Raw genomic sequence first — 24,290 nt, 5'->3', positions numbered from 1 at the left:
AGAACTGGGAGCAACGGCACCCCTACCCGTTTCCTACGGGTTGCTTGTTCGTGTGGCAAAGGAGTGACAGTGCGTGCAAGTGGACGAGTCGCGATCGGACAGCTTTAGGCTGATCTGAGTCATTGAGGGTCTAGTACCTGAACGGCGGCATCCGCCAACACCGGTCGTTGTATGCGCCCGTCCTGAATGGCCACCGCGCGCATGTACCAGAGCATGGCGCCGTCGGCCGACTTGGTGTTCAACGTGGTCTTAATTGGATGCACCGCGCGCTAGTCGCTGATCGTTCGCGGGTTGCTTGGGTGATCTCAAAGTGGGTCGCACTCCCAATCTTCTGAGGGCAACTCAAATCCAGAGTGATTCGAAAGGGCTGCCAGTCTCGTTAGACCTCATATCCATCTGCGTACCCTTGCTTTGTACGCCTCGTACTCTGCCCCAAACAGAGATGTCAAAACGCGTTCTTCCGGAATGATCTGGAACCGAGTGATGTAAGACACGAAAACGACAACCCATAGGACTGCGAGCGGATTCGCCAGAAAAACTGCCCACGCAAAAAGGGCAAGCAAGAGCCCGACATACATGGGGTTGCGTGTATAGCGGTACACGCCCCGGATGACCAAGGAGGATGCCAAGCTTGCCTTAACCGGGTTCACAGTGGTCTTGGCGCGCCGAAACGCAATGATTCCGGCGATGCTGATGCCTTGGCCAACACACACCAAAACGACGGCGCAGACCAAGCGGGTAGCATAGGACAACTGCACAAGGCCCGCGATGGCAGGTGTCAGCCACATAAGGAGCGCCAGGGCAAGCGCCACGATGGGGGGAGGAACCTTCAGTTCAAGCACGCTCATCACACTCCATGTTGAGGCCGAGGAGCCTTTTGCACGAATCATTGCAGCGTTGCATCAGCGGTCCCGAACAGTCCGCTCGTTGCAGATACTCGCAATAGCTGCGGCTATTGCTGCATTTTGCTCCTTGCAGCCCGTCCCCATCCGCAGCCCCCACTTGCCGCGCGATTTGTGCACAGAATCCATAGCGCGACATTTTCCACTGTCCGGACTTCGCCCGGCACCGGTGATCCTCTATTCGGCCCATGCGGCAATTAGTTCGGCGATCACCTCGGAGGCCTCGATGAGCGGGATGTTCATCGTTGTCAGACCGGCAATCCGTACTGCTTTCGAAGACTCTTGTCGAACGCGGATTCAGGGACGAAACGGCGCAGGAGACTGACCCGTCGCGCCATTTTTCCCGCCGCGTAGCGTGTCTTTGGAACGATCGTGGTCGCCGCTTCGACAATCGTCCCGGCGACGACTTCCGGGGCGTCGCCGGCTTCTATCGCTTTCTTATTGATCGCATCCATGCTGGCGCGCGTGGCGTCATAGATGTCAAGCAATAGGTCTGGCTTGGCGAGGTTGTCTTCAAATGCCGTCCTTGTATAGGCGGGTTCGACCAACACGACACGAATGCCAAAGGTGCGAAGCTCGTGGTCAAGCGATTCAGAATAGCCTTCAATGGCATGCTTGGTCGACGCATACACGGCGGAATAGGGAGCCGGGATCAAGCCCAGCACCGAACTCACATTGATGATTCTGCCTTTTCTCTGCTGGCGCATGGCCGGTAGCACCGCCCTGGTCACGCGTAGAACCCCGAAGACATTGACGTCGAATAGCGCCTGCGCCTGGGCCGTCGAGGACTCCTCTGCGGCGCCAAGCAAACCCATGCCGGCATTGTTGACGAGCAGATCGATGCGGCCGGCCTCGGCCAGGACCCGCTCGACCAGTTTCGCCACGGACCCATCGTCGGTAACGTCACAGGCCAGCATCGTAATACCGTCGGTTCTCTCCGCGACGGCGCGGCGGCTCGTTCCGAACACCCGAAAGCCCGCATTCCGCAAGGCTTTGGCAGTGGCGAGACCGATGCCAGAGGATGCGCCGGTCACCAGGGCGACGCCAGGATTAGTCGTATTCATAGGGACTGCTTCCGTTTTCTTTACTTTCAGAGGGATGGACGTTTCTTTAGTGAGGCCGAGCATCAGCCCGGTCACTTCCCGTCGTGGAGGAGCTTCGTTCGAGGTTTCTTTTCGCAGGGCTGAAAGGACACTACTCGCCCCATGCCGCGATCCGTTCCGCGATCGCCTCGGGGGCCTCGATGTGCAGGAAGTGACCGACGTCGGGGACGACCTCCAGCGCGTGCGATGCGGCGAACCGATGTCGGTCGTCGGCCTGCTGGGGGAGGATGCAGCCGTCGTCCGCACCGTGGAGCTGCAGCAGGGGCACCGCGATCGGCTGAGACAGGCGGCGCATCGCCCCAAGCATGCCGGGCCGCAGCAGCCCTCGGTAGTAGCGCAAGGGCGCAGGCATGCTCGCCCGCAGGGTCTCGTGTAGCTCCGCCTGGAGAGCTGGATCGAGCGAGAGGCCGGGCGACCACTGACGCCATAGGTGGTCGATGAGGGCGAGATCTCGGGCGCTGGCGATCCAGCCGCTTCCCGGCAGCTGGAAGAGCCTCATGTACCAGCTCCGGCGTAGCTGAGCGAGGCGCGGCTGGCTCAGAAACGTCAATGGGTGGGGAAATGCCAGCGTGACTGCGCGTTCGATCCGCTCCGGCGCGGTGACGCAGACATCGTAGGTGATCGCGCCGCCCCAGTCGTGGCCAATCAACTCGACGGCTCGCCCGGAAGACCAGCGGTCGATCAGCGCGAGCACGTCGCCGGTGAGGGCTGCCATGTCGAACGGCCCCGCAGTCGGGGACGGGGCGTAACCGCGAAGCCAGGGGGCGAGGACGCGACGTCCACGGCGACCGAGCTCGGCAAGAAAGGGCTTTGCGGTCGGCGGATGGTCCGGGAAGCCGTGCAAGACAAGTGTCGGCCGACCGTTGGGATCACCCCCCTGCAGCGCGTGAAAGCTGCCGTGCGGCAGGTCGAAGGTGACGTGTTCGAACTCCATGTGTGTCTTCTCAAACCAGCATCGACTGCTGGGCGAAGATGCCCGCCATCGCGCCCTGCGAGGACGCCTGGGTGACCGAAGGCAAGAAGGGGGTGGTGAGGTCGCCGGCGGCGTAGATGCCGGGCGTGCTGGTCTGGCGGCGCTCGTCGACCTTGAGGACGATACCGGTGGGCGTATCGACCGTGGCCAGTCCCAGTGATGCATGCAGGCTTGCGGACGGCTTGTTGCGCGGATGCGCGAACAGGACGTCGACCGCGATATGGCTACCGGTATCGAGATTGACAGTGGCGATATGGCCCTTTTGATGGGCGATCTCGACGATCCGGCCAAGGGCGATGGGGATGTTGCGGCCCGCCAGGTCGGCCTGGACATCCGCTGGAATGTCGTGGCCATCGGCGAAGACAGTCAACTTGTCGGTCCAATCGAGGAAAAGCCTGGCCTGATTATGAGATTGCGGGCCGGACCAGACGAGGCCCCAATGCTGGCCGGCGACTTCGAAGCCGTCGCAATAGGGGCAAGGCACGATGGACGTGCCCCAGCTTTCAGCAAAGCCTGGAACAGCGGGCATCTGGTCGACCACGCCATAGCTCAGGATCAGGCGGCGCGCCTTGAGGGTTTCGCCATCGCCCGTGAGGACGGAGAAATCGTCGATGGCGCCGGAGATGCTGTCGGCCCGGGCATTGACCAGCTTGATCGCGGGATAACGCGCCAGTTGCTGCCGCGCCTCGGCCAGGATGTCCAGCGGCGGCTTGTGATCGTGGCCCAGCAGGCCATGCGAGTGGCCGGCAAAGCGATTGCGTGGCAGGCCGGTATCGAGAACGGTGACCTTGCGGCGGGCACGGCCGAGCTGCAGGGCGGCGGCGAGGCCGGCAAAGCTGCCGCCGATGATGATGACGTCATTCATGGTGATGGGCTCCATGTGGTTGATTGAAGGGAGTGGGCTGTGCTTTGCCGTGGGCTGTGCGTGACCGAGGCTGGCGGTGGAAAGCGCGGCGAGTGTCAGCAGGGCTCGTCGTTGCATAAAAGCCTCCTTGTGATGCAGGCCGGCGCGCCATCGTGCATCGATATGCGCCAGAGACGCGCAGCGCGCAGGGTTTCGGCATCGGCCGGAAAGTCGCCCCAGAGCGTATTGACTGGCCGGACGATGCGGCATTCATCAAATGCCCAATTTTTGCCAAACAGCCGGTCACCGTGCCCAGGCCCGCGCTGCCGGCCACGCCTTTCCATGCGAAAACGTGAAAGACAAGACCGCCGAGGCCTTCGTCCAACGTGGTGATACTTATGTCCAGTGTTCATGTCAATCCCCCCTTGCGGTGAAAGAGATGCATCGATGATCCGCTTAACGTAGTTGTCAGGCGGGATCATGCTCAGCGCCCAGTGATACTTGACTCGGTTTTCGAGCGAGAACTTCAATCGGGATGATTCGCCCTTCGGAAAAGCCGCGAGACGAGTTCGCCATGGCCTGGGCCGCGATCTCGCGGTCCATCAGCGCCGCCGCGCGCCTGGGCGGCTTCCCGCCGCGCTCGGCGAGCGCGCGAGCGCGCGCGCCGGCCGTCAGGGTTTCCTCCAGCGTGCTGTGCAATCGAACGATGTCGAATCCTGCCTCCAGCAGGTCGCGCCGCGTCTCCTCCGGCGTCGCGAGGAAGCTGGTGCTGGCGCTGCGAGCCCAAGGCGCTGGATAGTCGAGTTCTGCGCCTTCGCCCTTGGCAACCTCCGAGAGCACCAGCCAGCCGCCCGGCTTGAGCACCCGGAGAATCTCTCGATAGAACGCGCCCTTGTCAGCGATGTTCATCGACACATTCATCGAGTAAGCGCCGTCGAAGCTGCGATTGGCGAAGGGCATTGCCAGGGCATCGCCCACCTCGAACGTGATCCGGTCGTCGAGGTGGAGCCGCTGCGTGAAGTGGCGGGCTACGTCACAGAATTCCGGCGTCAGATCAATCCCGGTGACCCTGCAGCCGAATCGGTTCGCAAAGTAGCGTGCGGGCCCGCCGATTCCGCTGCCAATGTCCAGAAGGTGGTCAGAAGCGGTGACATCGACCAGGTCGGCAACTTCCACGGTCGCCTCCAGGCCGCGACCATGAAACTGGTCGTATTGCGCAAGCGCCCCCACGCTGAGGTGATCGGGGTCCAGACCGTCCTCCGCCAACGCTGCATTGAGACGTGAGAGAAGGTCGCCTGTGCCGTAGTGTCCGGAAACCTCGCGATGGGTGCTCATTGAAATCGTCCTTTAACGGTGACGTTGAACGTTACGTCGATGCAGTGGCAAGCCACTTTGGATCGGCGTTGTTGATGACTGCAATAGACACGGCAAGCGTTGCGTCGACGTGCTCAAGCATGATGCTCTCCGTCCGCGAGCAGTGCGGCGAGCGCTGGCGTCGCTTCAGCACGCGCTTGCGCCGGGGTGTCGCGCCGGATGCGGAACCAGGCGGCATATAGTGCAGGCACGAAGACGAGGGTCAGCCCCGTAGCCACCACCAAGCCGCCCATGATCGCGATGGCCATCGGCCCCCAGAACACGCTGTGCGTGAGAGGAATCATCGCCAGCACCGCGGCCGCGGCCGTCAGCACCACCGGGCGCGAGCGGCGCACCGTGGCGTCGACGATGGCGGCCCAGGGCGCGATGCCGCGCGCGATGTCCTGATCGATTTGGTCAACCAGGATGATCGAGTTGCGCATGATCATGCCGCTCAGCGCGATCACGCCCAGCAGCGCAACGAAGCCAAACGGCGCGTTGAACAGTAGGAGCGCCGGCACCACGCCGACCAGCGCCAGCGGCGCCGTCATGAACACCATGAACAGCCGCGAGAAGCTTTGGAGCTGGATCATCAGCAAGGTCAGCATCACCGCGAACATCGCGGGGAACACGGCGAACAACGCCACGTTGGCTTTGTCGCTCTCCTCGATCGCGCCGCCATCCTCAATGCGGTAACCCGTCGGCAGGCTGTCGATGATGGGCTTGAGCGATGGCCGGATCTTCGCGGCGGCGTCCGGGCCTTGCACGCCATCGACGACGTCGCTGCGCACGCTGAGCACCATGTCGCGGTTTCGCCGCCACAGCACCGGCTCCTCGAAGCTCGGCTCGATGCGCGCGAGCTGCGACAAGGGCACGCTCACCCCGCTGCGCGTGAAGACCTGCAGATCGCCGAGCTGGCCGATGCTCCTGCGCTCCTCGGGCGTAGCTCGAACGACGACGTCGACGAGTTCTTCGCCGCGGCGGATCTGCGTGACCGGCGCGCCATCGAGCGTCGTTTGCACCAAACTCTGGATGTCGGCGCTGGACAAACCGAGCAGGCGCGCCTTGTCCTGGTCGACATGGACCTGCACGGAGCGCACTTGTTCGTTCCAGTCGAGCTGCGTGTCGCGCACCAGTGGGCTCTGGCGCACCGTGTCGAACACGCGGTAGGCGATCTCGCGTACCTGGGCCTTGTCGGGCCCGATGACGCGAAACTGCACCGGAAAGCCCACCGGCGGTCCGAACTCCAGGCGCTGCACGCGCGCCCTGACGTCCGGAAAGGCCTCGTCCTTGTCGAACAGATCCCTCAGGCGCGCGCGAACGCGCTCGCGCTGCTCGGTCCCCGCCGTCTTGATGACAAACTGCGCGAACCCCGGGTTGGGAAGTTCCGGATCGATCGACAGATAGAAGCGCGGCGTGCCGCCACCGGTATAGGCGGTGAAGAACTCGATGTCGGGATCCTTGGCGAGCCGGGTCTCAAGCAGCTTCACCTGGGCGGACGTGGCGGCGAACGACGCCCCTTCGCGCAGGCGCAGGTCCACCAGCAGTTCCGGCCGCGAGGCGGTGGGGAAGAACTGCTGCTGCACCGCCAGCATGCCGGCGCCGGCCATGGCGAAGACCAGCACGGTGATGGCGAGCACCCACGCCCGGCGATGCACCGCCCAGTCGACGATGCTGCGCAGCCGGCGGTAGACAGCCCGGTCGTAAGGGTCGTGGTGGGCGCCCTGACTGTGTCTGGAGGCCAGGTTCTTGGGCAGCAGCAACACGCCCAGGTAAGGTGTGAAGATCACGGCCACCAGCCAGGACAGGATCAGGGCCGTTCCCACCACCCAGAAGATGCCGCCCGCGTATTGGCCGGCGATCGACTTGGCGAAGCCCACCGGCATGAAGCCCGCGGCCGTGACCAGCGTGCCGGTCAGCATCGGAAACGCCGTGGAGGTGTAGGCGTAGGTGGCTGCGTGCAGCCGGTCCCAGCCTTCTTCCAGCTTCACCACCATCATCTCGACGGCGATGATGGCGTCGTCCACCAGCAGCCCCAGTGCGATGATCAAGGCCCCGAGCGAAATGCGATCGAGGTTCCAGCCGGCGGCATACATCACCGCTGCGACCAGCGCCAGCACCAGCGGAACCGACGCGGCGACCACGATGCCGGTGCGCCAGCCCAGGAACAGGAAGGAGACGGCCAGCACGATCGCCAGCGCTTCCAGGAACGAGCGCTCGAACTCCCAGACCGACTCCTCCACCACGCGCGGCTGGTCGGCGTATTGCTGGATCTCGATGCCGGCCGGGATCTCTTGCTTGATCTGGGCGAGCCGCTGTTCCAGCGCCTTGCCGAAGTCCAGCACATTGCCGTTTTGCTGCATGGTCACGCCGATGGCCAGGACCGGCACGCCGTTGTGGCGGATGCTGAAGCTGGGTGGGTCTTCATAGCCGGTGCGCACGGTGGCGATGTCGGCCAGCCGCAGCAACTGTCCACCGACTTCCAGCGTCACCTTGGCAACGTCCGCGGCGCTCTTGAGCCCGCCGTCCACGCGCACTTGCACTCGGTCGTGCGTGGCGTCGGCCGAACCGGCCGGTGTCACCAGGTTCTGGCGCGCCAGCGCCTCGAACACCGCCGTCGGCGCGATGCCGAGCGATGCCAAGCGCCGGGTCGACAGCTCCACATACACGCGCTCGGCCTGCTTGCCCAGCACGTCCACCTTGCCGGCACCGGGCACGCTCTGGAAGCGGCGCTTCACGTCCTCGGTGATCGCCAGCAGTTCAGCCATCGACAGATCGGGGGCGCTCAACGCATACAGCACGCTATAGCGGTCGTTGTACTCGTCGTTGAAGAACGGCCCGCGCACGCCCTCGGGCAACTCCTGGCGCATGTCGCCGATCTTCTTGCGCGCCTGGTACCAGGCGTTGTCCAGCTCTGCCTTGCTGCTGCCGCCCTTCATCCACAGCGTGATGGCGCCGTAGCCCTGCCGCGAAAAGCTGCGCACGTACTCGAAGTGATCGAGCTCTTGCAGGCGGCGCTCGATGCGGTTGAGCACCTGGTCCTGTACGTCCTGCGCGGTGGCGCCGGGCCACACGACAATGGCCGTCATCTGCGGCACGTCGAAGTTCGGGTCTTCCAGCCGGCCCAGGCGGCTGAACGAGATGCTGCCGACGATGAGCGTTAGGATGATCAGGAACAGCACCATCGGCCGGTGCGTGACCGCCCACTCAGAAAGGTTGAAACGCTTCATCGCTGGCTCGTCTCGGAGGAAAGTGTCGGGTCGGTGCCGGGAGCGCGATCAATGGCGCGCACGACCATGCCCGCATCAAGCTTCTGCGCGCCGCTGCTGACCACGCGGCTGCCTGCGGGAAGGCCGGTGACCTGTACCGAGGCATCGTCCGAGCCCACCACCTGCACGGGGGTGAAGACCAGGCCCGTGCCCTCGGCATTCAGGGCCCACACGCCCGCCGAGCCGCTCGCCTTCACGACTGCGGTAACGGGCACGATGACGGAGGCTGGCCCCGCAGAGGGAGGAGCGGACAGATGCAGCTGGATCGTGCTCCCCAGGGGCAGAGCGGCGAGGGAGGCCTGCGCTGGCGGGGCGGCAGCGTAGCGCACGCGGAACGTGCGCCCCTGCGCGCTGGCCAGCGGCGAGGCTTCGCGCAACACCAGTGGCAAGGGGGGGGTTGCGTCGTGCCAGGCGGCGGCGGTGGCAGTCAGCGTTCGCACCCGGCCGATCCATTCCTCGGGGAGGTCGGCGACGACCTCGCGTGCGCCATCGCGGGCCAGCGACATCACCGACTGGCCTTCGGCCACAACCTGGCCGTTCTCGAAACGCACGGCCGTGACCACGCCGGCGTAGGGCGCCAGGAGCGTCGCGTAACCGGATCGATTGCGCGCCACCTCGAGTTGCCTGCGTGCCTGGTCCAAGCGCGCCGCAGCCGCGTCCGCGCGCGCCTTTTGCCGCTCATGGTCTGCGGTTCCCACCGAGCCGTCCGATAGCAGTCTGCGAAGCCGCGCCTCGTCCGAGGCTGCCTGCTGCGCATCCACCAACGCGGCCTGCACGGCATCGCTGGCGGCGCTCGCTGCCAGCTGATAGTCGGCCGCATCCAAACGGGCGAGCGGCTGGCCGGCCTTCACGGTATCGCCGACGTCTACCAGCCGCTCCACCACCTTGCCTGCGGTGCGAAAACCCAGATCGGTTTCCACCCGGGCTCGCACGGTGGCTGTGAATGTGCGCGTTTGTGCGTGATTGGACGGCGAGACCGTTGTCACGAACACGGGCTTTGCGGCTGCGGCCGGCGCGGGTGGATCGCCGCACGCGGCGAGCAGCACGGAGGCAGCAATCGCTGCAGGCAGTGCGAATGAGGAGATGCGATTCACTTAAGGGGCCTTTCTGGCGTTGGATGCGATGGCGGCATCGGCGACAGCTGGCGTGAAGCCGCCGCCAAGTGCCTTGTAGAGCTGAACGTCCGCCAGCGCCTGCTGGAGGCGGCTGTCTGCAAGGGCGAGCTCGCTGGCGAGAACGGAGCGCTGCACGTCCAGCAGTGCCAACAGATCGGCCTGCCCTTCGCGGAGCAGCGACTCGGCACGCTGCAGAGATCGGCGGCGGTGCTCGACCGTGCCGGCCAAGGCTGCGGCGCGCTTGGCTTCTTCTGCTCGCAGGAGCAGGCTGTCTTCCACCTCCTGCACCGCGACGAGCACGGACTTCTGCCAGGCCAGCAAAGCCTCGTCAGCCCGCGCCGACTGCGCGCGGATGCCGGCGTCGATGCGGCCAGCATCGAAGATCGGCGCTGCAAATGCCAGTGCCACGTTCGAGAAACGCACCGGTGCGAGGTCCAGGGCATTCAGCTGAAGGTCTTGGCGGCCCGTCAATGCGCTCAGGAACAGCTTGGGCCACCACTGTGCGCGGGCTTCGCCGGTGCGCAGTGTTTCGGCGGCGACACGCGCTTCCGCGGCAATCAGGTCCGGGCGGCGTTTCAGGAGCTCGCTAGGCTGGCCGCTGCCGATGTCGCGAACCGCTTGCCAGACGAACGCGGGGTCGGCCTCGACAACAGGGATCGACGGACTGCGCCCCAGCAGCACGGCCAGCCGTGTCTGGGACGTCCCGGCCAGCATTTCCAGCGGCGGGATTTGTGCATCGAACGCGTCGGCCTCGGCGCGCGCGCGGTCGAGGTCGAAGGCGCTGGCCAACCCTTCGCGCAGCCGGCTCTCCACGCGGCTGGCGGTGTCTCGTTGCGCCTTCGCCAAGGCCTGCACGATGCGCAGCCTCTCCTGGGCGCTGCGCAGGACGAAGTACTGGCGCGCAACTTCGCTGGCTACCAGCAGGCGAGCGCCTTGCACTCCTGCAGCCGCCGCCGTGGCGTCGGCCTGCGCTGCGTCGCGCGCAGCCCGCACGCCCCCCGCCAGGTCGATCTCCCAGGCCACGTCGATTCCGGCGCGCAGCGCGCGCGTGTCGGGCATCCCTTGCTTTACGGGATCAGGCAAGCCACTGCTGCTGCGCGATGCGGAAGCCTGCACGCCCACCGTCGGCCACAGGCGGGCGGCCTGGGCATCCGCGCCTGCGCGGGCCTGGGCGACGCGCTGGAGCGCGATGGTGATGTCCTGGTTGGCGCCCAGCGCTTCCTCAACCAGGGCGGTGAGAGTGGAATCTCCCCAGGCGGCCCACCACTCAGCGCCAGCGGCTTCGCCTTCCGCCTGTGCCGCGTGGCCGTGGGCAAAGCCGGCCGTGAGGGGCACCGAAGGCGTAGGAGCTTGCACGGTGGGGGTCGAGCACGCTGACAGCACGGTCAACGCCGCGAGCGACAGGAGACGTGTTGCCGGGAGGGTCGGCCTGCGGTTACGCCAGGAGGATGAATTCATGAGTTAATATTTATTGGACTTACAGGTATAGTAATGTGCGATTTATTTATCAAACTGTCAAGTACAGCAAATTCCATGGCAGTGCTTCATGCCTAGTGACCCGCTGCGGCAAGCGCATACGGCCATATGCTCAGCGGATTGCAGCGCTTGATGAGATGCACTGGCTACTTGATCACCCCAGCAAGCCAGGGATCCGACGAGACGCCCCCGTACTGCTCGACGAGAAAATCTATGAAGGCCCGCACGCGCCGGGGCAAATGCGCACGGCTTGGAACAGCTGCATAAAGCCGGTAGCCCGCCGCTGACCAGCCCGGAAGAACCCGCTGTAAGGTGCCCAAGCGAAAATCCTCGAACACGTTCAGTGACAAGGCGCCGGCGATACCGCAGTGACCGCGAGCCGCTGCGATCATGACCTCGGGATTGGGCGAGCCAACGGGTGCGCGCCGCACCCGCAGTGATATCGAGGTCCTGGTGCCATCTTCGCGAGTGGAATGAAAAGTCCAGGCCTTGCGTTCCAAGGCAGTATCTGGAACGAGCAGGGTGTGCAGGTCCACGTCCTCGGGATTGACAATCGGAGGATGCCGTGCAAGGTATTCCGGCGTTGCGCACAGTACGACGTCGGTATGCGCCAGTAGCCTGGCGACAAAGTCACCGTTGAGCGGCTCTGGGCCAGGGATCAAGATGGTGACGTCCGCAGCATCTTCAGGTGCCAACGCCCACGGTTGCGACAGCGTCAGGTGGACGTTCAACGCAGGGTGGCGTTGTGTGAATCGGGACACAAGCCGCGCGAGACTGGCAGTGAGGAATTCCTGTGGCGCAGCGACGCGCAGCAGTCCGCGGATCGTGTCGGTTGCTTCCGTTGCTTGGTTGTTGGCGTCATCAATTTCTTCAAGGATGGGGCGCACACGCTCCAGGTACTGGGCACCCACGCTCGTAAGTGACAACGCGCGGGTGGTGCGATTGAGCAGGCGGCAGTTCAGCGCCTCCTCTAGTTCACTGACCAGGCGGGTGACCACCGACTTGGCGACATTCAGGGCGCGCGCGGCACCAGCGAAGCTGCCTTCGTCCACAACCTTCACGAAGGTGCGCATGCTTTTGAGTTCATCCATCGTTGGTCCTTTCCTGCTGCGGCGCGCGGTTGTCGCGCGTACGAAAACGATTCACTGGGTGCGCACTAGACTTCTCCGGACGCGACACGACGCGAAGCCAAAGCTCAACCCATTCCGCAGACCTTCCGCTGCCTGGGAGACGAACCACCACCTCAAACACTGCGAAGGAATCCACCCTGCAGGCCAAGTCCATTCGCCTTGTCGCCGCTTCCGCTGCTGTCTGAGGGGGCGCCGCCCGGGCCGATGGCATCGCCGTCGATCCTGTCAAGGCTGGGGGCACGCGCACCCCCGAGGAAATCCTGGCCGAAGCCACTGAGGTTTCTGCGGCGTCCAGCACGGATCCGGCCGTCTCGCGTGCGATCGCCGCCCCGAAGTACTTAACTATCAAATCGCAGTACCTGCGCCGTGAGACCGTACAAGCCGTCTGCAGCGGACGGACTCCTTGAGTGAGATCAGCCGCGTGCAGCGCTGCGTCATTGTCAGGAGTGGGGCGAAAGGCCGAAGCGGGAGATTCGCAATGCCTCCAGCCTTTCTCTTGTCTCCGAGTTTCCGCTTCGTGAGTCCCGACGGGCGGCTGCATGCGTGGTTTGATGCGTTCATCCGACCAAGCCGGACGCGGCCTGTCATGCAGACGAGCTCGTTTCCGGAGGTGGTTCCCGGGCCGAAGTAGACCGTGCTCATCGCCTCTCGCGCAGCCCGTTGCTGCGAGGTCAAGGCGATCGCTTTTTGCGTCATAGAAGTTCCTCGGCGCGTGTCAAATTACCAGACTACATGTCCAATAATGTGTATGAACTATAGTGGACTGTCAAATCCAATAAATCTGCTCATGGCCCGACCTACAGCTCCCACCCCCACTCTCACTCCCAAGCCTCAACGCGGGCGGCCACGCGATCCCGAGCGCGTCCGGCGTATCTTGGCAGCGGCGCAAGCGCACTTCAACGAACATGGCCTGGAGCGAGCCAGCGTAGATGCCATAGCCGCAGACGCCGGTGTTGCCAAGATGACCGTTTACAGCAATTTCGGCTCCAAGGAGAGGCTGTTCCAGGCAGTCGTGCGTGACAGGACGGATTCGGTGGTGGCTGGTGTGCCTGGCGGGGCGTTGGACCCGGACCAACCGGAGAAGGCACTGCTGGCGATCGGCACCCGGTTTCTCGCACTTGCGCGCGGGGACGACGCCCTGGGCGCGATGCGCTCTGTCTACGGCGTAGCGGGGGCGCAGCCGGAGGTCTGCCTTGGGTTCTACAAGGACGGCCCTGAGCGTGTGAACGGCGAGCTGGCTGCATATCTGCGCCGTGCCCACTCGGCAGGCACGCTGAAGGTGCGGGACCCGCTGCAGGCGGCGGACTTGTTCCTGTCGATGTTTCTGGGCTCTGGGCACATCCGCGGACTGCTGAAACTCGGTATGCCGGATACCCGAGAAAACAAAGCTCTTCTGCGTGAGGCCGTGCGGGTCTTTTTGGCGGCCTACGGCGCTTAGACTGCACCGTTTGGCCTGAGGTTGCGAGCAGACGGCGGAGGCAAAGATCTCTGCATGTGCGCGGCCTACCTCTCGATTGGGGGCAGCCTGCTGGTGCTCTCGGTGCACGCTTGGTCATCAATTGGAAGCACACGGCATTTTGGTCAGCGACCCCCTAGCGCCGGTCGCGGTCCTGCACTCGTTGAACACGAGCTTGGATCTGAAACCAGCAGAGGACAAACGCTTTCCTCCAACTCAATCAAGTGAGGCGTTGGCCTTTTTGATGAGGCCAGCGAAGCGCACTGATTCGGATTGGATGTACTTGGTGAATTGATCACGGCTTGGGGCGAATGCTTCGTAGCCGAAAGAGAGAAACTTCTCGCGCACATCGGGCTCGGCCAGAGCCCTTTCGATGTCCCGCTGAATCTTGTCTGCCACGGCCTTGGGTACCCTCTTGGGCGCGGCGATCGCGGTCCAGCCGCTGACCTCGAAACCGGCGGGGCCGCCGGCTTCTGCAACGGTGGGGACATCTTTATATGCGGGGAGCCGGCTGGGGCCGGCCACCGCCAGAAACTTCAATTTTCCCGCGCGGTACAACGGACCTGCGGTCGCGCTGCTGCCCAGTGCGTAGGCCAGTTCGCCGGTGGCCACACCCGTGTACAACTGGCTGGTTTCCTTGTAGACGATGTGCTGCGTCTCGATGCCCGCGACGGTATCGAACAACGCCGAGCCCAAGTGCACCGGATTCCCAATCGACCAGGAACCATAGTTGAGCTTTCCAGGCTTGGCCTTGGCATCGGCTATGAGATCCCCTACGCTTTTCTACTTGCTGTCCGCTGCGGTGGTGACGAAGAAGTATGTCTTGAACAAAGGAAGCAGCGGCTCGAAATCCTTCTGGGGGTCGTAGGGCAGCTTCTTGAACAGGTGTGGGTAGGCCGAGAGGTGGACGTTGTCCAACTGGATCAGGTCGTGGCCATCCGTGGTCCCCCGCTTGAAGGCATCGATGGCGATGAAACCATTGCCGCCCGGCCGATTTTCCACAACCACCGGCTGTCCCCAAGCACGCGTCAGTTTATCGGCCACCAGGCGTACCACCCCTTCGGGACCGCTGCCAACTGGGAAGGGTGTGATGATGCGAACAGGCTTGGTGGGGAAGTCCTGTGCTTGCGAGAGAGCGGGTAGCGCGATTGCCGCGCAAAGGAGGAGCGCGCAGCGGCGCAGCAGAGAAATGCGGTGGTTCATGGGTAAGTGATCGAGAGGGGACTGGTGAAGGCGCTTGAACCGGTCGGCTTCGTCGGTTCAAGCGCCCTGGCTTGTGTGTTGCCCGGTCTTGCCGTCAAGGCGCCGAGCAGGTGAAGTTCGCTGCGTCATCCGTGCTCCCGGCGCCCTTGTACTTGGCCACCTGCGGGTAGGGACACAGGGGACGGGTCTGGGTCACGGCCCCATTCACGATCTTTGACGCGGTGATATCGGCAGGTGCCAACCCTTTCTCAGACCAGGCCATGAGGGCACGGAAGATGTCTGTCTTCGCCTCCATGGGGACGGCTCCGCTCGCCCTTTGTCCGAATTCGGAGGGACCGGCGCCGCCGCTGCAGTGGTTCATGCCAGGGACCATGTACAGCCTGGAGAAATCGCCAGAAGCGCTGACCGTCTGCTGGACTCGTTCGTAGTACCGCACAGTGCCTTGCGGCATGATGAGGTTGTCGCTCCAGCCGTGGTACATGATGAGCTTGCCACCTCGCTGTTTGAACGCGGAGATGTCCGGGTTGTCGGTTGCCATGACCGGCCCCACCATTTCTGCGTTCTTGTTGAAGAAAGCCTCGTAGTTGGCAAGATTGAGCGTTCTCCAATCCCAGGTGGGGTCGAAGTACACCCAGTACCGGGCCTGCTCGATGGGGATGGGGAATGGCTCCGCTCCGGCCAATGCAGTGAGGTCGGCACCTCGCTCCACTCCGGGCCAAAGCAACTGGCCCGCAGTGTTGCGCGCGCCGCCCCAGATTTTCTGCAGTGCGGTGGCTTCGCCGAGGGCCAGGCAGGTTCCGTCGGCGGAAGAGCAGTCCGCCCGTGTGATCTGGCTGTCTTGCGCCGGGTCGTAATTGCACGAGCGTGGATCGCGTATCACGCCATCCGTCAGGCCGTCCGCAGCATCACATGCGGCGACCGCGCGCTGGGTGGCCAACTCGCGTTTTGCTGCGGACAGAGGCCCTGCGGCTTCGGCCTGCATAACCACCTGTGGCCAGATCTGATAGGCCTGGAACCTGTCCCAGTGGATCGCGGGCGCGCCCGCAAGGATAGCGTCGTAGTCTGCAGGGTAGCGCTGCGCCATCATGAGCCCTTGGCGTCCACCGGTCGAGCAGCCGTACCAATATGTGCGGACGGGATCCTGGCCATAGAAGGCCTTGACCAACTGCTTGCCAACCACCGCCATCAGGTGTTCCGACCGATGGGCGAAGTCATTTTGCAATTGAATGTTGGGCTTACCTGGCGCCTCCATGCCGAAAGCGCCGGAGAGAAAGAACCCCGTATGGCCGGTGTCTGTGGTCGCACCGGCGAATCCCTGCCGGACAGAATCAACCGCCGGGACGAGCTGCGAAGACCCCGCATAGACACCGTTTCCTTCAGCCCGGAACCGGCCGTTCCAGGAAGTAGTAGGCAACGAGACCCAGATATTGACCTGCGGATCCACTTTCACTTTGACCAGGCAATACGGCTTGTCCGATGCGGCAGTGCCCGTCGTGCCGGTAGTCACCTCCAAAATGCTCACGGGCGCATCGGCAGTCAAGAGTGTGGATCCGATACCCTGCATGCTGCAGGCTCGGATGGGTTGAATGGAAATGTTGTCGCTGACGTTGGGAAGACTGTCGCCCTCGCTGCCGCTGCCGCAGCCGCCCAGTGCAGCGGCCGCAAGGCCGACGATCCCTGCGCGCGTCTTCCATGAATTCGGGTTTGTCTTCAAAGTTGCCTCCTGTGCAATAAGGGGCATTGCACAGCGAGGCGCTTGGCACGTCTTACAGATTCCAATCGCAATTTCACAAAATGCGCATCGTCCAGGGGAAACACGGATGGGGCATTGCGTATAGCAGCTATCGAGAAACGGTATGCGCAAATGAGACCGTCAGCGCCACAATCAACGCCCTGGCTTCCCCAACAGAAAGTGGCTTCCATGAGCGACATTCCTTGCGAGAGGGTTCAGGTCAACCCCCACGGGGAACGCAGTCTGCTCGCAGCACGATTGGCTGCGCAATGGCAGGGTTTCGCGCTGGGATGGGTGGAGGCGCCCCCCAAGGTCGAGGCGGGTCGTTCCGAGGTGGGTAGGACGACGCTGGCGATGCTGGATTGCGGCTACGCTCAGGCCGAATTCGCCTCAGGAAGGAAATCCTTCCAATACGACCTAAAACCCGGTGCCATGGGCTTGTTTGTTCAAGGGACCCCGATCAACCGGCTTCGGTGGGAATGCCGAAATGTTCGCAGGATCATGGTGGAGGTGGACCTGGCCGCCCTGTCCGAGTTGGGCATGGAAATTCCTTCGCGAATGCCACCTTGGCAAACAGAGTTTGAATTTCACGATGATGGCCTCGCGGCGGTCCTTCGCATGATGGCCAGCGAAGCCGCCAACGGGTCACCGAATGGTCAGCTCTACGCCCAGTCCCTGTCCGTGGGGGTGGCAATGCGGCTGCAACAGCGGGCAGCCAACCGGGGCAGTCTTCACGCTGAACGTGGAAAACTCAGCGCAGCGCAGGTACAGCGGCTGGACGAGTGGATCCACACCCATCTAGGCCAAGACATCTCGTTGCCGCAGCTCGCGGAGTTGGTAGGACTCAGCCCCGCACACTTTGTCCGGCTGTTTCGAAACACGGTTGGCTATGCACCGTACCATCATGTCCTCAGGAGCCGACTGGCCTGGGCTCGCCAGCAGCTGCAGGCAGGCGATCTACCTATTACCGCGATTGCTGCAGAAGCGGGGTTTTCGAGCCAAAGCCATCTGACAACCGCGTTCAGGCGCGCATATGAGGTTACACCAGCGCAAATACGGCGCCGGAAGCGAGTTTTTTTTGCGCCGCATGAGTTGCGATAGGTTCCCGCGGCCGATATAGCATCTGCGCGACGCTCAATAGGTACTAATTGGCATGATAGTTGGGGCGCCCCTATATCGCGCGAGAGCCCATATTGAATGCTGAACTATACATAGCCTAAATGAAGCTCTGCGGTTTCACTTTCCCAGTATTTGCAATACAGTGCCACCGCCGCTGGGACCACTGACGTTGGTTTTGACTTTGGGTCGCGCTTCCTTACCGCTAGGGCGCAAGGGCTGACAAGCTAGCGCAGGAAGCGAGGCCGGCTTAAGGCTGATTGCTGTCGTACGCTTCGCGTTCGCGAATGCGTACCATCCGCCAGGAGCAGCCGGTCACCGCAGAAAAAACAGACGTGCAAGGTCCAGTTAGGCGTCACGCTGTGTCGATCACCCACTTGGCGATCCATCTATCAAGGACGACTGGAGAAGCTCCCAGAATCATTTTCAACCAGTGATTTCGCTCGTCGCTAGGTAGTACGCGCGCAGCGTTGAGTACAGCCCGCCTCGCCCATCCACCTAAGTTGTAGACGCCGGCTTTGTGGTTTCTAACCCAAGCCACGTTCTTGGTGGTAATGGCAGCAAGGGCTTGATTTTCAATGTTTGGGCCGGAGAAAACAAACTGTTGGAGCGCCGGCGCCGCCATGTAGACTGCATTTTGCGACAGGTACCACTCAATCCAGAAGCGGACTAGTTGGCTGTCTAGTTCTTCGGATTGAATAAGCTTTTCAAAGCGCGGAAGTAGGCTCTTGGCGAGGTCATCATCAGTCATGTTGATTTCCACGCAGAAGTGACCCACTAACCCCCAGGATTTCCATCCAAATCTGATCCACGTACTAACCCTAACCTGCTGCTTTGTTGAGCAGCAGGAGACCAGGAGTGATAGACGTGGCAACACTGAGTGTCATCAGGCGCTGGGCCCTGCGAGAGCAGCTGTCCATCAGGGAGATCGCCCGCCGCACGGGCCTCTCGCGCAACACCATCCGCAAGTACCTGCGCGCAGGCGAGGCCGAGCCGCACTATGCCAAGCGAGTCAGTCCATCCAAGCTCGATCCCTTCGCCTTGAAGCTCGCCGGCTGGCTCAAGACGGAGGCTGGCCGATCCCGCAAGCAGCGGCGCACCGTCAAGCAGATGTACGTGGATCTGCAGGCGCTCGGTTATGGCGGCTCCTACAACCGTGTGGCGGCCTTTGCGCGCCTCTGGCACGAGCAGCGCCTGGTTGCACAGCAGACCACCGGCCGAGGTACCTTCGTTCCGCTGACCTTTGGCCCGGGTGAGGCCTTCCAGTTCGACTGGAGCGAGGACTGGGCTGTTCTCGCCGGCGTGCGCACCAAGCTGCAGGTAGCCCACTTCAAGCTCAGCCACAGCCGAGCGTTCTACCTGCGCGCCTATCCGCTGCAGACGCACGAGATGCTGTTCGATGCCCACAACCATGCGTTCGTGGTCCTGGGTGGCGTGCCCCGCCGTGGCATCTACGACAACATGCGCACCGCTGTAGACCGGGTGCGCCGTGGCAAGGAGCGCGACGTCAATGCGCGCTTTGCGGCCATGGTCAGCCACTTCCTGTTCGAGGCCGAGTTCTGCAATCCCGCGTCGGGCTGGGAGAAGGGCCAGGTGGAGAAGAACGTGCGCGATGCCCGCCATCGCCTGTGGCAAGTGGTGCCGCCATTCCCAAGCCTGCCCGATCTCAATGCCTGGCTTGAAGAGCGCTGCGTGGCGCTGTGGCACGAGATCGAGCACGGCAAGCTGCCGGGCACCGTCGCGGATGTCTGGGCTCAAGAGAAGCCCGCCTTGATGCCAATGCCCCGGCCCTTCGATGGCTTTGTGGAGAACACCAAGCGCGTCTCACCCACCTGCCTTGTCCACTTCGAGCGCAATCGCTACAGCGTGCCGGCGCCGTATGCCAATCGGCCGGTGAGCCTGCGGGTCTATGCGGATCGCTTGGTGATTGCCGCCGAAGGCCAGATCGTGTGCGAGCATCAGCGCCTGATCGAGCGTAACCACCATGGTGCGGGACAGACCGTGTACGACTGGCGCCACTACTTGGCGGTGCTGCAGCGCAAACCAGGAGCTTTGCGCAACGGCGCCCCATTCCTGGAGCTGCCAGCGGCCTTCAAGCGACTGCAAGCCACCTTGCTCAAGCAAACCGGCGGCGACCGGGAGATGGTGGAGGTACTGGCACTGGTGCTGCACCACGATGAACAGGCTGTGCTCGCTGCAGTGGAGTTGGCACTGGAGTCAGGGGCTGCCAGCAAGACGCACATCCTGAACGTGCTGCACCGCCTGCTGGACGGCAAGCCCGCTCCAGCACCGGTCACGTCGCCGCAGGCCCTCAAGCTGGCGGTGGAACCCCAGGCCAATGTGCTTCGCTACGACCAATTGAGGGAGGTGCGCTATGCGTCATGACCCTGCCATCGCTTCCATCGTGATCATGCTGCGCGAGCTCAAGATGCACGGCATGGCCCAGGCGGTTGCGGAACTGGCTGAGCAAGGTGCACCGGCCTTCGATGCGGCGCAGCCCATCCTGTCCCAACTGCTCAAGGCCGAGACCGCCGAGCGCGAAGTGCGCTCTGTGGCCTACCAGCTCAAGGTGGCCAGGTTCCCTGCGTACCGGGACATGGCGGGCTTTGACTTCAGCCACAGCGAGGTGAACGAGGCACTGGTACGCCAGTTGCACCGCTGCGAATTCTTGGAGAACGCCAACAACGTGGTGCTGGTGGGTGGACCGGGTACGGGCAAGACCCACATTGCCACGGCCCTCGGGGTGCAAGCCATTGAGCACCATCACCGCAGGGTGCGGTTCTTCTCCACGGTGGAGCTGGTCAATGCACTGGAAGAGGAGAAGGCCCAGGGCAAGCCGGGGCAGATCGCGCACCGCCTGGCCTATGCTGACCTGGTGATCCTGGATGAGCTGGGCTACCTGCCGTTCAGTACGTCAGGAGGAGCCTTGCTGTTCCACCTGCTGTCCAAGCTGTACGAGCGCACCAGCGTCGTGATCACCACCAACCTGAGCTTTAGCGAGTGGGCCAACGTGTTCGGCGATGCCAAGATGACCACGGCGCTGCTGGACCGACTCACGCATCACTGCCATATTCTGGAAACCGGCAACGACAGCTACCGGTTCAAGAACAGCTCCGCACAGCAACCACCACAGACCACCAAGAAGGAGAAGATAGCCAAGAACTTATCCACAACGTGAGCGTGAAGTTCACGAACAAGGGTGGGTCAGATCGAGATGGAAATGGTGGGTTACGGTTGGATGGAAATCAACAACATCCCCTAATGGCGAGCCGCACTGTTGCCGGTTCACTCCGAGCAGCATTCGATCAAAGACGCCAGGTCGCAGCCGCCAAGAGCGGTTGATCAAGGCGGATCGCAGCTCAGCGGCGCCTGACTGGCGCATGTCGAAGGTGAACCAGCCGTTCGCGGACTCCTGGATTCAAGGACCGCTTTCAGCAGATGCTGCCACTTGGGGCCGGTGTACGAATGACTCAGATCAGCCTGAAGCCGCCGCACGGGCAAATCGCTGGCCTCTGTGCCAAGCGTTTAAGTGCGGCGGTGAGTAGAAGATGCCGAGCTGACGGCGAACCGAATGGACCTGCAGGAAAAAATACAAGACTCAGTGAAAAACGAACGGCAAAGTACAACACTGAAGGAATAAAAAGTACAAAGGTATGCACCCCGTGTCGTTCTAAGTCGTTGATTTCTCAAATTCGACAGTACAGCACTCAACGCATATCGACAATTTCTGTCACATCGACAGTAGTGGTGGCGTCAATCCCCCTGGGCTTGCGATGAACCCAGTCCAGGAATGTCAAGGACCGCCAAAACCCGCGCCTGCCCGTACTGAGGAGCAGGTGAAGGTGAACAACCTTTTTGGTCTTTCATGAGGTGGATGTGCGGATGACTTCGGCGAGCGGTCGAGACTATTGGAGCAGCCCGTAGCCCAGTTGGAGCTTTCGTTTGCGCACCGGTTCCTCATTGATCGTGAAACGGCCGAAGTAACGGTCGCTCCATGTTCTATGAGAGACGAGATCAAAGGCGCTATCAAACGCCATATCATGTATGCATGCGGGATTGGGCGACCAAAAATTGGTGATATCTGCCGCAAGGGTATTGCTACGGTAATAGCGAGCCTGGGCTTCGTTCGTGGGCAGATCATTCGCCGCATGGCTTTCGAGGTACATCACCCCGTGGCAAAGGGATCGAACAATTCCAAGTGCCTTCACCATATCTGGTAAATGGTACAGGACACCGAGAAAAAGTACGTGATCAAATGTCCCCAGCTCTTTGACATTCAGGTCATAGACATTGGCACGGTGGTATTGGAAATATCGCCCCGAGATTTCTTCCATCACTCCAAATCCATGGGCATCTTTGCTCCGATAGTCAATGGCGACAACTTCAGCACCCAGTCTGTGAGCTGCGAGAGAGAAAAATCCGTCTGAAGGGCCGATGTCAAGTACCCGCTGACCTCGAAGATCTGGGGGGAAGGAAATGTCATTGAGGAGAAAACGTGGATCATAGGTTCCAGGTGTGAAAAGACCTGGATAGATTTCAAAAGCATGATGCCAGTGCTTCACAGAAGCGACCAGTTGCTTCGCTTTTTCAATATTCAAAATTTACTCCCGTAAAATGCCACAAGTCACCAGATTAATTTGGTAAAAATTTTCGGTCATGTGCTTGTTTGAAGCTTGTTTGCTCAATTCATTTCTCACAAAGATAGCGGGGTATGGCAGTCTTGTGCGCAAAAGGATCGATGAGGTCCTTTGAGTAGGTTCCGGAAATAAGCCTCTGCGGGGGAAGAAAATTAGAGCGAAAAAAACGACTGAAGCTTGCCAGGTGTTCCCCGCGTGAAGTGAGCCGTAGGCAATTTGTTTGATCAATAAAAACGGTGCCAGACTGCATTTGCTCGGTAATCCGAACATCCATCAGGCGGTGCTCGCGAAAATACTCTTCACGAAAAACCAAATCCAGGCGTTGATGTTGAATGCCACCACCACGCTGTTGGAGTTTTTCAAGAATATAAAATGACAGTGAGCGATCAATGACTGTTGGGAATGTCAAGGCCATTGCATAGCCTATCAGTGCGCAGATTGAAATATTCTGTGCCTTCTCGAGTGAGCTGAATTGGCTGGAAAATGGTAGTGCCAATATAATTGCGGCATAAACCAGAAGGGCCAAGCAACAAGCCCAGATTGCGGCATATAGCACGACATCAACTTTGACCGAGTGAATGTAAAGCCAATAAGTAATCACTGCGATCACTATATACAGTAAAACCCCCGACATTGACAGGATGAATCGACGCATCAGACTGGGAGTTGCTGCGGAAAAGAAGGCTGGGTACCTTTGGCAATTGAGCCTGGATCGGCCATCGATTGGGGGAGACCGTATTCCTGTTGGTGGAACACCGGGGGGATATCGTCAATTGTCTCGACCGGTATCTTGGACGATTTTTCGAATTGGATGAGAGCCTTTAAAGGCCCGTGGTGTTTTGCCAGATGTGAGGCAATATTTAACGACGCGGCAGCCGCACATGCTGCAATGAAGATTGCGGTCGCCGTTGCAACCCCTAGCGAGAAGTTTCCTTGATCCAGTCCGACGATGAACGTGCCGAAGGCTAGGCCGCATCCTATCGCCAGCCCCCCGAATACAGCCGTGGCCACGGCGAGTCGGCGCCTTGCCACGATTGCAAAGACCGAGAAAGAGGCAATGCCATGCTGCACCAGTCGCGGGAGATTCATCTTGGAGCGGCCCGCGTATCTGTGTCCACGATCCACGCGGATGCGTTGTACCCGCAGCTCCGACACGAGCACTGTTGCGGCAATGTGCCTCGCCAGCGTGGGCATGGTGCAGAGCCGTTTGACAGCGGATCCGCGCAGCAGCATGAAGTTGCCGAAGTTCATGCGCCTGCCTGTCAAACAGAGGAAAAGGACTTTGTAGCCCACATAAAGAAGTCGGAAGAGCCTTCCTTCGTTGCGGCTGCCCCTTGACGCGACGGCGACATCAGACGCGTCTTCTAGCCCTGCAATCAACCTCTCGATGGCTTCGGGCAGATCTTCTCCGTCAGAGTCCATGATCACCACCAATTGATCATCGTGTATATGCTCTGCTATGAACCGCAAACCCACCGAAATGGCTATTTGATGGCCGAAATTGTCGTGCAGACGCAATAGATGTCCATCCATGTGGGAATGCACCCCCCGCTCGAATTCAAACGGATAGCGGCGGGACCCGTCGTCCACGATCACTACAGAATACGGGATGTGAACATGCTCGTCCAAGTGCTGCAACAGGAGCGAACATGCTTCCCGGTCTTCATAGACGGGCATGAGGACAACGAGATTGGGACACAGTTCAGACATACGAGCAGGCTCGACGGAGAAAAACGAGCGGCATTTCCATACAGTTTTGTACGAGCGAGAGCCATTTTTGCACCGGTAATTAGGATCTCCTCGGCTCCTTTTTTTCATGGGGACCGATCGTCGAAAAATAGCAGTTCGAGTGCGCTCATCATGATGATTGCAACGTTCAGTCACCGGCATGGGAGCAGCCCATTTTCCCGTTATGCACGCTGCAGATTGTTACACTGAAGTCGCTTGCCCAAGCGTCCCGTTGGCATGTCGTGGTGCCCTG

At 61.6% G+C, this 24,290-nt stretch carries 19 protein-coding genes and 1 pseudogene; 4 read left to right on the top strand and 16 right to left on the bottom strand.

All coding sequences use genetic code 11. The annotated features are described in order from the left end of the window. Window positions 1–119: 119 nt before the first annotated feature. The 10 genes from AC3RCE_RS20155 to AC3RCE_RS20110 form a co-directional block, all read right to left on the bottom strand. Window positions 120–242, bottom strand: a complete 123-nt coding sequence (locus tag AC3RCE_RS20155; RefSeq protein ID WP_492253795.1) for a hypothetical protein — start codon at window positions 240–242, stop codon at window positions 120–122. Between the two features lie 144 nt (window positions 243–386). Then, window positions 387–848, bottom strand: coding sequence for a methyltransferase family protein (locus tag AC3RCE_RS20150; RefSeq protein ID WP_492253794.1), 462 nt, complete (start codon window positions 846–848; stop codon window positions 387–389). A 302-nt stretch (window positions 849–1,150) separates the two neighbouring features. Continuing rightward, on the bottom strand, window positions 1,151–1,966 hold the full coding sequence (locus AC3RCE_RS20145; RefSeq protein WP_492253793.1) for an oxidoreductase: 816 nt from the start codon (window positions 1,964–1,966) through the stop codon (window positions 1,151–1,153). A gap of 130 nt (window positions 1,967–2,096) precedes the next feature. Further along, window positions 2,097–2,939 carry an alpha/beta fold hydrolase gene (locus tag AC3RCE_RS20140; RefSeq protein ID WP_492253792.1) on the bottom strand — a complete coding sequence of 281 codons (843 nt, stop codon included), beginning with the start codon at window positions 2,937–2,939 and terminating at the stop codon, window positions 2,097–2,099. A gap of 10 nt (window positions 2,940–2,949) precedes the next feature. Next, window positions 2,950–3,843 (bottom strand): NAD(P)/FAD-dependent oxidoreductase, encoded by an 894-nt coding sequence (locus AC3RCE_RS20135; RefSeq protein WP_218386241.1) that lies wholly within the window; start codon window positions 3,841–3,843, stop codon window positions 2,950–2,952. Between the two features lie 447 nt (window positions 3,844–4,290). Beyond that, window positions 4,291–5,157 (bottom strand): class I SAM-dependent methyltransferase, encoded by an 867-nt coding sequence (locus AC3RCE_RS20130; RefSeq protein ID WP_492253791.1) that lies wholly within the window; start codon window positions 5,155–5,157, stop codon window positions 4,291–4,293. 113 nt (window positions 5,158–5,270) lie between these two features. Further along, window positions 5,271–8,405, bottom strand: a complete 3,135-nt coding sequence (locus AC3RCE_RS20125; RefSeq protein ID WP_492253790.1) for an efflux RND transporter permease subunit — start codon at window positions 8,403–8,405, stop codon at window positions 5,271–5,273. Then, complete coding sequence (locus AC3RCE_RS20120; RefSeq protein WP_492253789.1) at window positions 8,402–9,538, bottom strand: efflux RND transporter periplasmic adaptor subunit; 1,137 nt, start codon at window positions 9,536–9,538, stop codon at window positions 8,402–8,404. The genes AC3RCE_RS20125 and AC3RCE_RS20120 overlap by 4 nt, the downstream gene beginning before the upstream one ends. Continuing rightward, entirely contained in the window at window positions 9,539–11,017 is a 1,479-nt protein-coding gene (locus tag AC3RCE_RS20115) for an efflux transporter outer membrane subunit (protein ID WP_492253788.1), read from the bottom strand. A gap of 164 nt (window positions 11,018–11,181) precedes the next feature. After that, window positions 11,182–12,126 carry a LysR family transcriptional regulator gene (locus AC3RCE_RS20110; RefSeq protein WP_492253787.1) on the bottom strand — a complete coding sequence of 315 codons (945 nt, stop codon included), beginning with the start codon at window positions 12,124–12,126 and terminating at the stop codon, window positions 11,182–11,184. Between the two features lie 913 nt (window positions 12,127–13,039). Between AC3RCE_RS20110 and AC3RCE_RS20105 the strand changes: the two genes are divergently transcribed. Next, on the top strand, window positions 13,040–13,603 hold the full coding sequence (locus AC3RCE_RS20105; protein ID WP_492253786.1) for a TetR/AcrR family transcriptional regulator: 564 nt from the start codon (window positions 13,040–13,042) through the stop codon (window positions 13,601–13,603). A gap of 234 nt (window positions 13,604–13,837) precedes the next feature. Here the strand turns inward: AC3RCE_RS20105 and AC3RCE_RS20100 are convergent. Further along, window positions 13,838–14,824 (bottom strand): annotated as a pseudogene (locus AC3RCE_RS20100) (Bug family tripartite tricarboxylate transporter substrate binding protein). Between the two features lie 94 nt (window positions 14,825–14,918). Continuing rightward, window positions 14,919–16,538, bottom strand: a complete 1,620-nt coding sequence (locus AC3RCE_RS20095) for a tannase/feruloyl esterase family alpha/beta hydrolase (RefSeq protein WP_492253785.1) — start codon at window positions 16,536–16,538, stop codon at window positions 14,919–14,921. Window positions 16,539–16,745: 207 nt separating this feature from the next. Between AC3RCE_RS20095 and AC3RCE_RS20090 the strand changes: the two genes are divergently transcribed. Beyond that, window positions 16,746–17,657, top strand: coding sequence for a helix-turn-helix domain-containing protein (locus AC3RCE_RS20090; RefSeq protein WP_492253784.1), 912 nt, complete (start codon window positions 16,746–16,748; stop codon window positions 17,655–17,657). 370 nt (window positions 17,658–18,027) lie between these two features. Here AC3RCE_RS20090 and AC3RCE_RS20085 read toward each other — a convergent pair whose 3' ends face one another. Then, window positions 18,028–18,423, bottom strand: coding sequence for a hypothetical protein (locus AC3RCE_RS20085; protein ID WP_492253783.1), 396 nt, complete (start codon window positions 18,421–18,423; stop codon window positions 18,028–18,030). Window positions 18,424–18,530: 107 nt separating this feature from the next. Here AC3RCE_RS20085 and istA point away from each other — a divergent pair, with 107 nt between their 5' ends. Both istA and istB read left to right on the top strand, forming a co-directional pair. Next, window positions 18,531–20,057, top strand: a complete 1,527-nt coding sequence (gene istA / locus AC3RCE_RS20080; protein WP_492253782.1) for an IS21 family transposase — start codon at window positions 18,531–18,533, stop codon at window positions 20,055–20,057. After that, the gene (istB, locus tag AC3RCE_RS20075) at window positions 20,047–20,850 is read left to right on the top strand and encodes an IS21-like element ISThsp10 family helper ATPase IstB (protein WP_492253781.1); all 804 of its coding nucleotides are present in this window, start codon (window positions 20,047–20,049) and stop codon (window positions 20,848–20,850) included. The genes istA and istB overlap by 11 nt, the downstream gene beginning before the upstream one ends. A 727-nt stretch (window positions 20,851–21,577) precedes the next feature. On the opposite strand, the gene AC3RCE_RS20070 is transcribed toward istB, so the two are convergent. From AC3RCE_RS20070 to AC3RCE_RS20060, 3 genes are all read right to left on the bottom strand, one after another. Continuing rightward, window positions 21,578–22,270, bottom strand: a complete 693-nt coding sequence (locus tag AC3RCE_RS20070; protein ID WP_492253780.1) for a class I SAM-dependent methyltransferase — start codon at window positions 22,268–22,270, stop codon at window positions 21,578–21,580. A gap of 88 nt (window positions 22,271–22,358) precedes the next feature. Continuing rightward, window positions 22,359–22,964: a hypothetical protein gene (locus tag AC3RCE_RS20065; protein WP_218295934.1), complete on the bottom strand. Its 606-nt coding sequence runs from the start codon at window positions 22,962–22,964 to the stop codon at window positions 22,359–22,361. Further along, complete coding sequence (locus AC3RCE_RS20060; RefSeq protein ID WP_492253779.1) at window positions 22,964–24,019, bottom strand: glycosyltransferase; 1,056 nt, start codon at window positions 24,017–24,019, stop codon at window positions 22,964–22,966. Before AC3RCE_RS20060 ends, AC3RCE_RS20065 begins: the two co-directional genes overlap by 1 nt. Between the last annotated feature and the right edge of the window lie 271 nt (window positions 24,020–24,290).

The sequence above is a fragment of the Acidovorax sp. GW823-FHT05D11 genome (assembly GCF_058795695.1).
Note: the sequence above shows the minus strand (reverse complement) of the source record. Positions and strands in the feature narration are given on the sequence as shown.

Excerpts from the sequence above, each read along its gene's own strand:
- istB (WP_492253781.1), top strand. The coding sequence starts at position 20,047 with ATGCGTCATGACCCTGCCATCGCTTCCATCGTGATCATGCTGCGCGAG.
- AC3RCE_RS20135 (WP_218386241.1), bottom strand. The coding sequence starts at position 3,843 with ATGAATGACGTCATCATCATCGGCGGCAGCTTTGCCGGCCTCGCCGCC.
- AC3RCE_RS20150 (WP_492253794.1), bottom strand. The coding sequence starts at position 848 with ATGAGCGTGCTTGAACTGAAGGTTCCTCCCCCCATCGTGGCGCTTGCC.
- AC3RCE_RS20130 (WP_492253791.1), bottom strand. The coding sequence starts at position 5,157 with ATGAGCACCCATCGCGAGGTTTCCGGACACTACGGCACAGGCGACCTT.
- AC3RCE_RS20065 (WP_218295934.1), bottom strand. The coding sequence starts at position 22,964 with ATGCGTCGATTCATCCTGTCAATGTCGGGGGTTTTACTGTATATAGTG.
- AC3RCE_RS20085 (WP_492253783.1), bottom strand. The coding sequence starts at position 18,423 with ATGACTGATGATGACCTCGCCAAGAGCCTACTTCCGCGCTTTGAAAAG.
- AC3RCE_RS20110 (WP_492253787.1), bottom strand. The coding sequence starts at position 12,126 with ATGGATGAACTCAAAAGCATGCGCACCTTCGTGAAGGTTGTGGACGAA.
- AC3RCE_RS20140 (WP_492253792.1), bottom strand. The coding sequence starts at position 2,939 with ATGGAGTTCGAACACGTCACCTTCGACCTGCCGCACGGCAGCTTTCAC.
- AC3RCE_RS20060 (WP_492253779.1), bottom strand. The coding sequence starts at position 24,019 with ATGTCTGAACTGTGTCCCAATCTCGTTGTCCTCATGCCCGTCTATGAA.
- AC3RCE_RS20145 (WP_492253793.1), bottom strand. The coding sequence starts at position 1,966 with ATGAATACGACTAATCCTGGCGTCGCCCTGGTGACCGGCGCATCCTCT.
- AC3RCE_RS20115 (WP_492253788.1), bottom strand. The coding sequence starts at position 11,017 with ATGAATTCATCCTCCTGGCGTAACCGCAGGCCGACCCTCCCGGCAACA.
- AC3RCE_RS20090 (WP_492253784.1), top strand. The coding sequence starts at position 16,746 with ATGAGCGACATTCCTTGCGAGAGGGTTCAGGTCAACCCCCACGGGGAA.
- AC3RCE_RS20125 (WP_492253790.1), bottom strand. The coding sequence starts at position 8,405 with ATGAAGCGTTTCAACCTTTCTGAGTGGGCGGTCACGCACCGGCCGATG.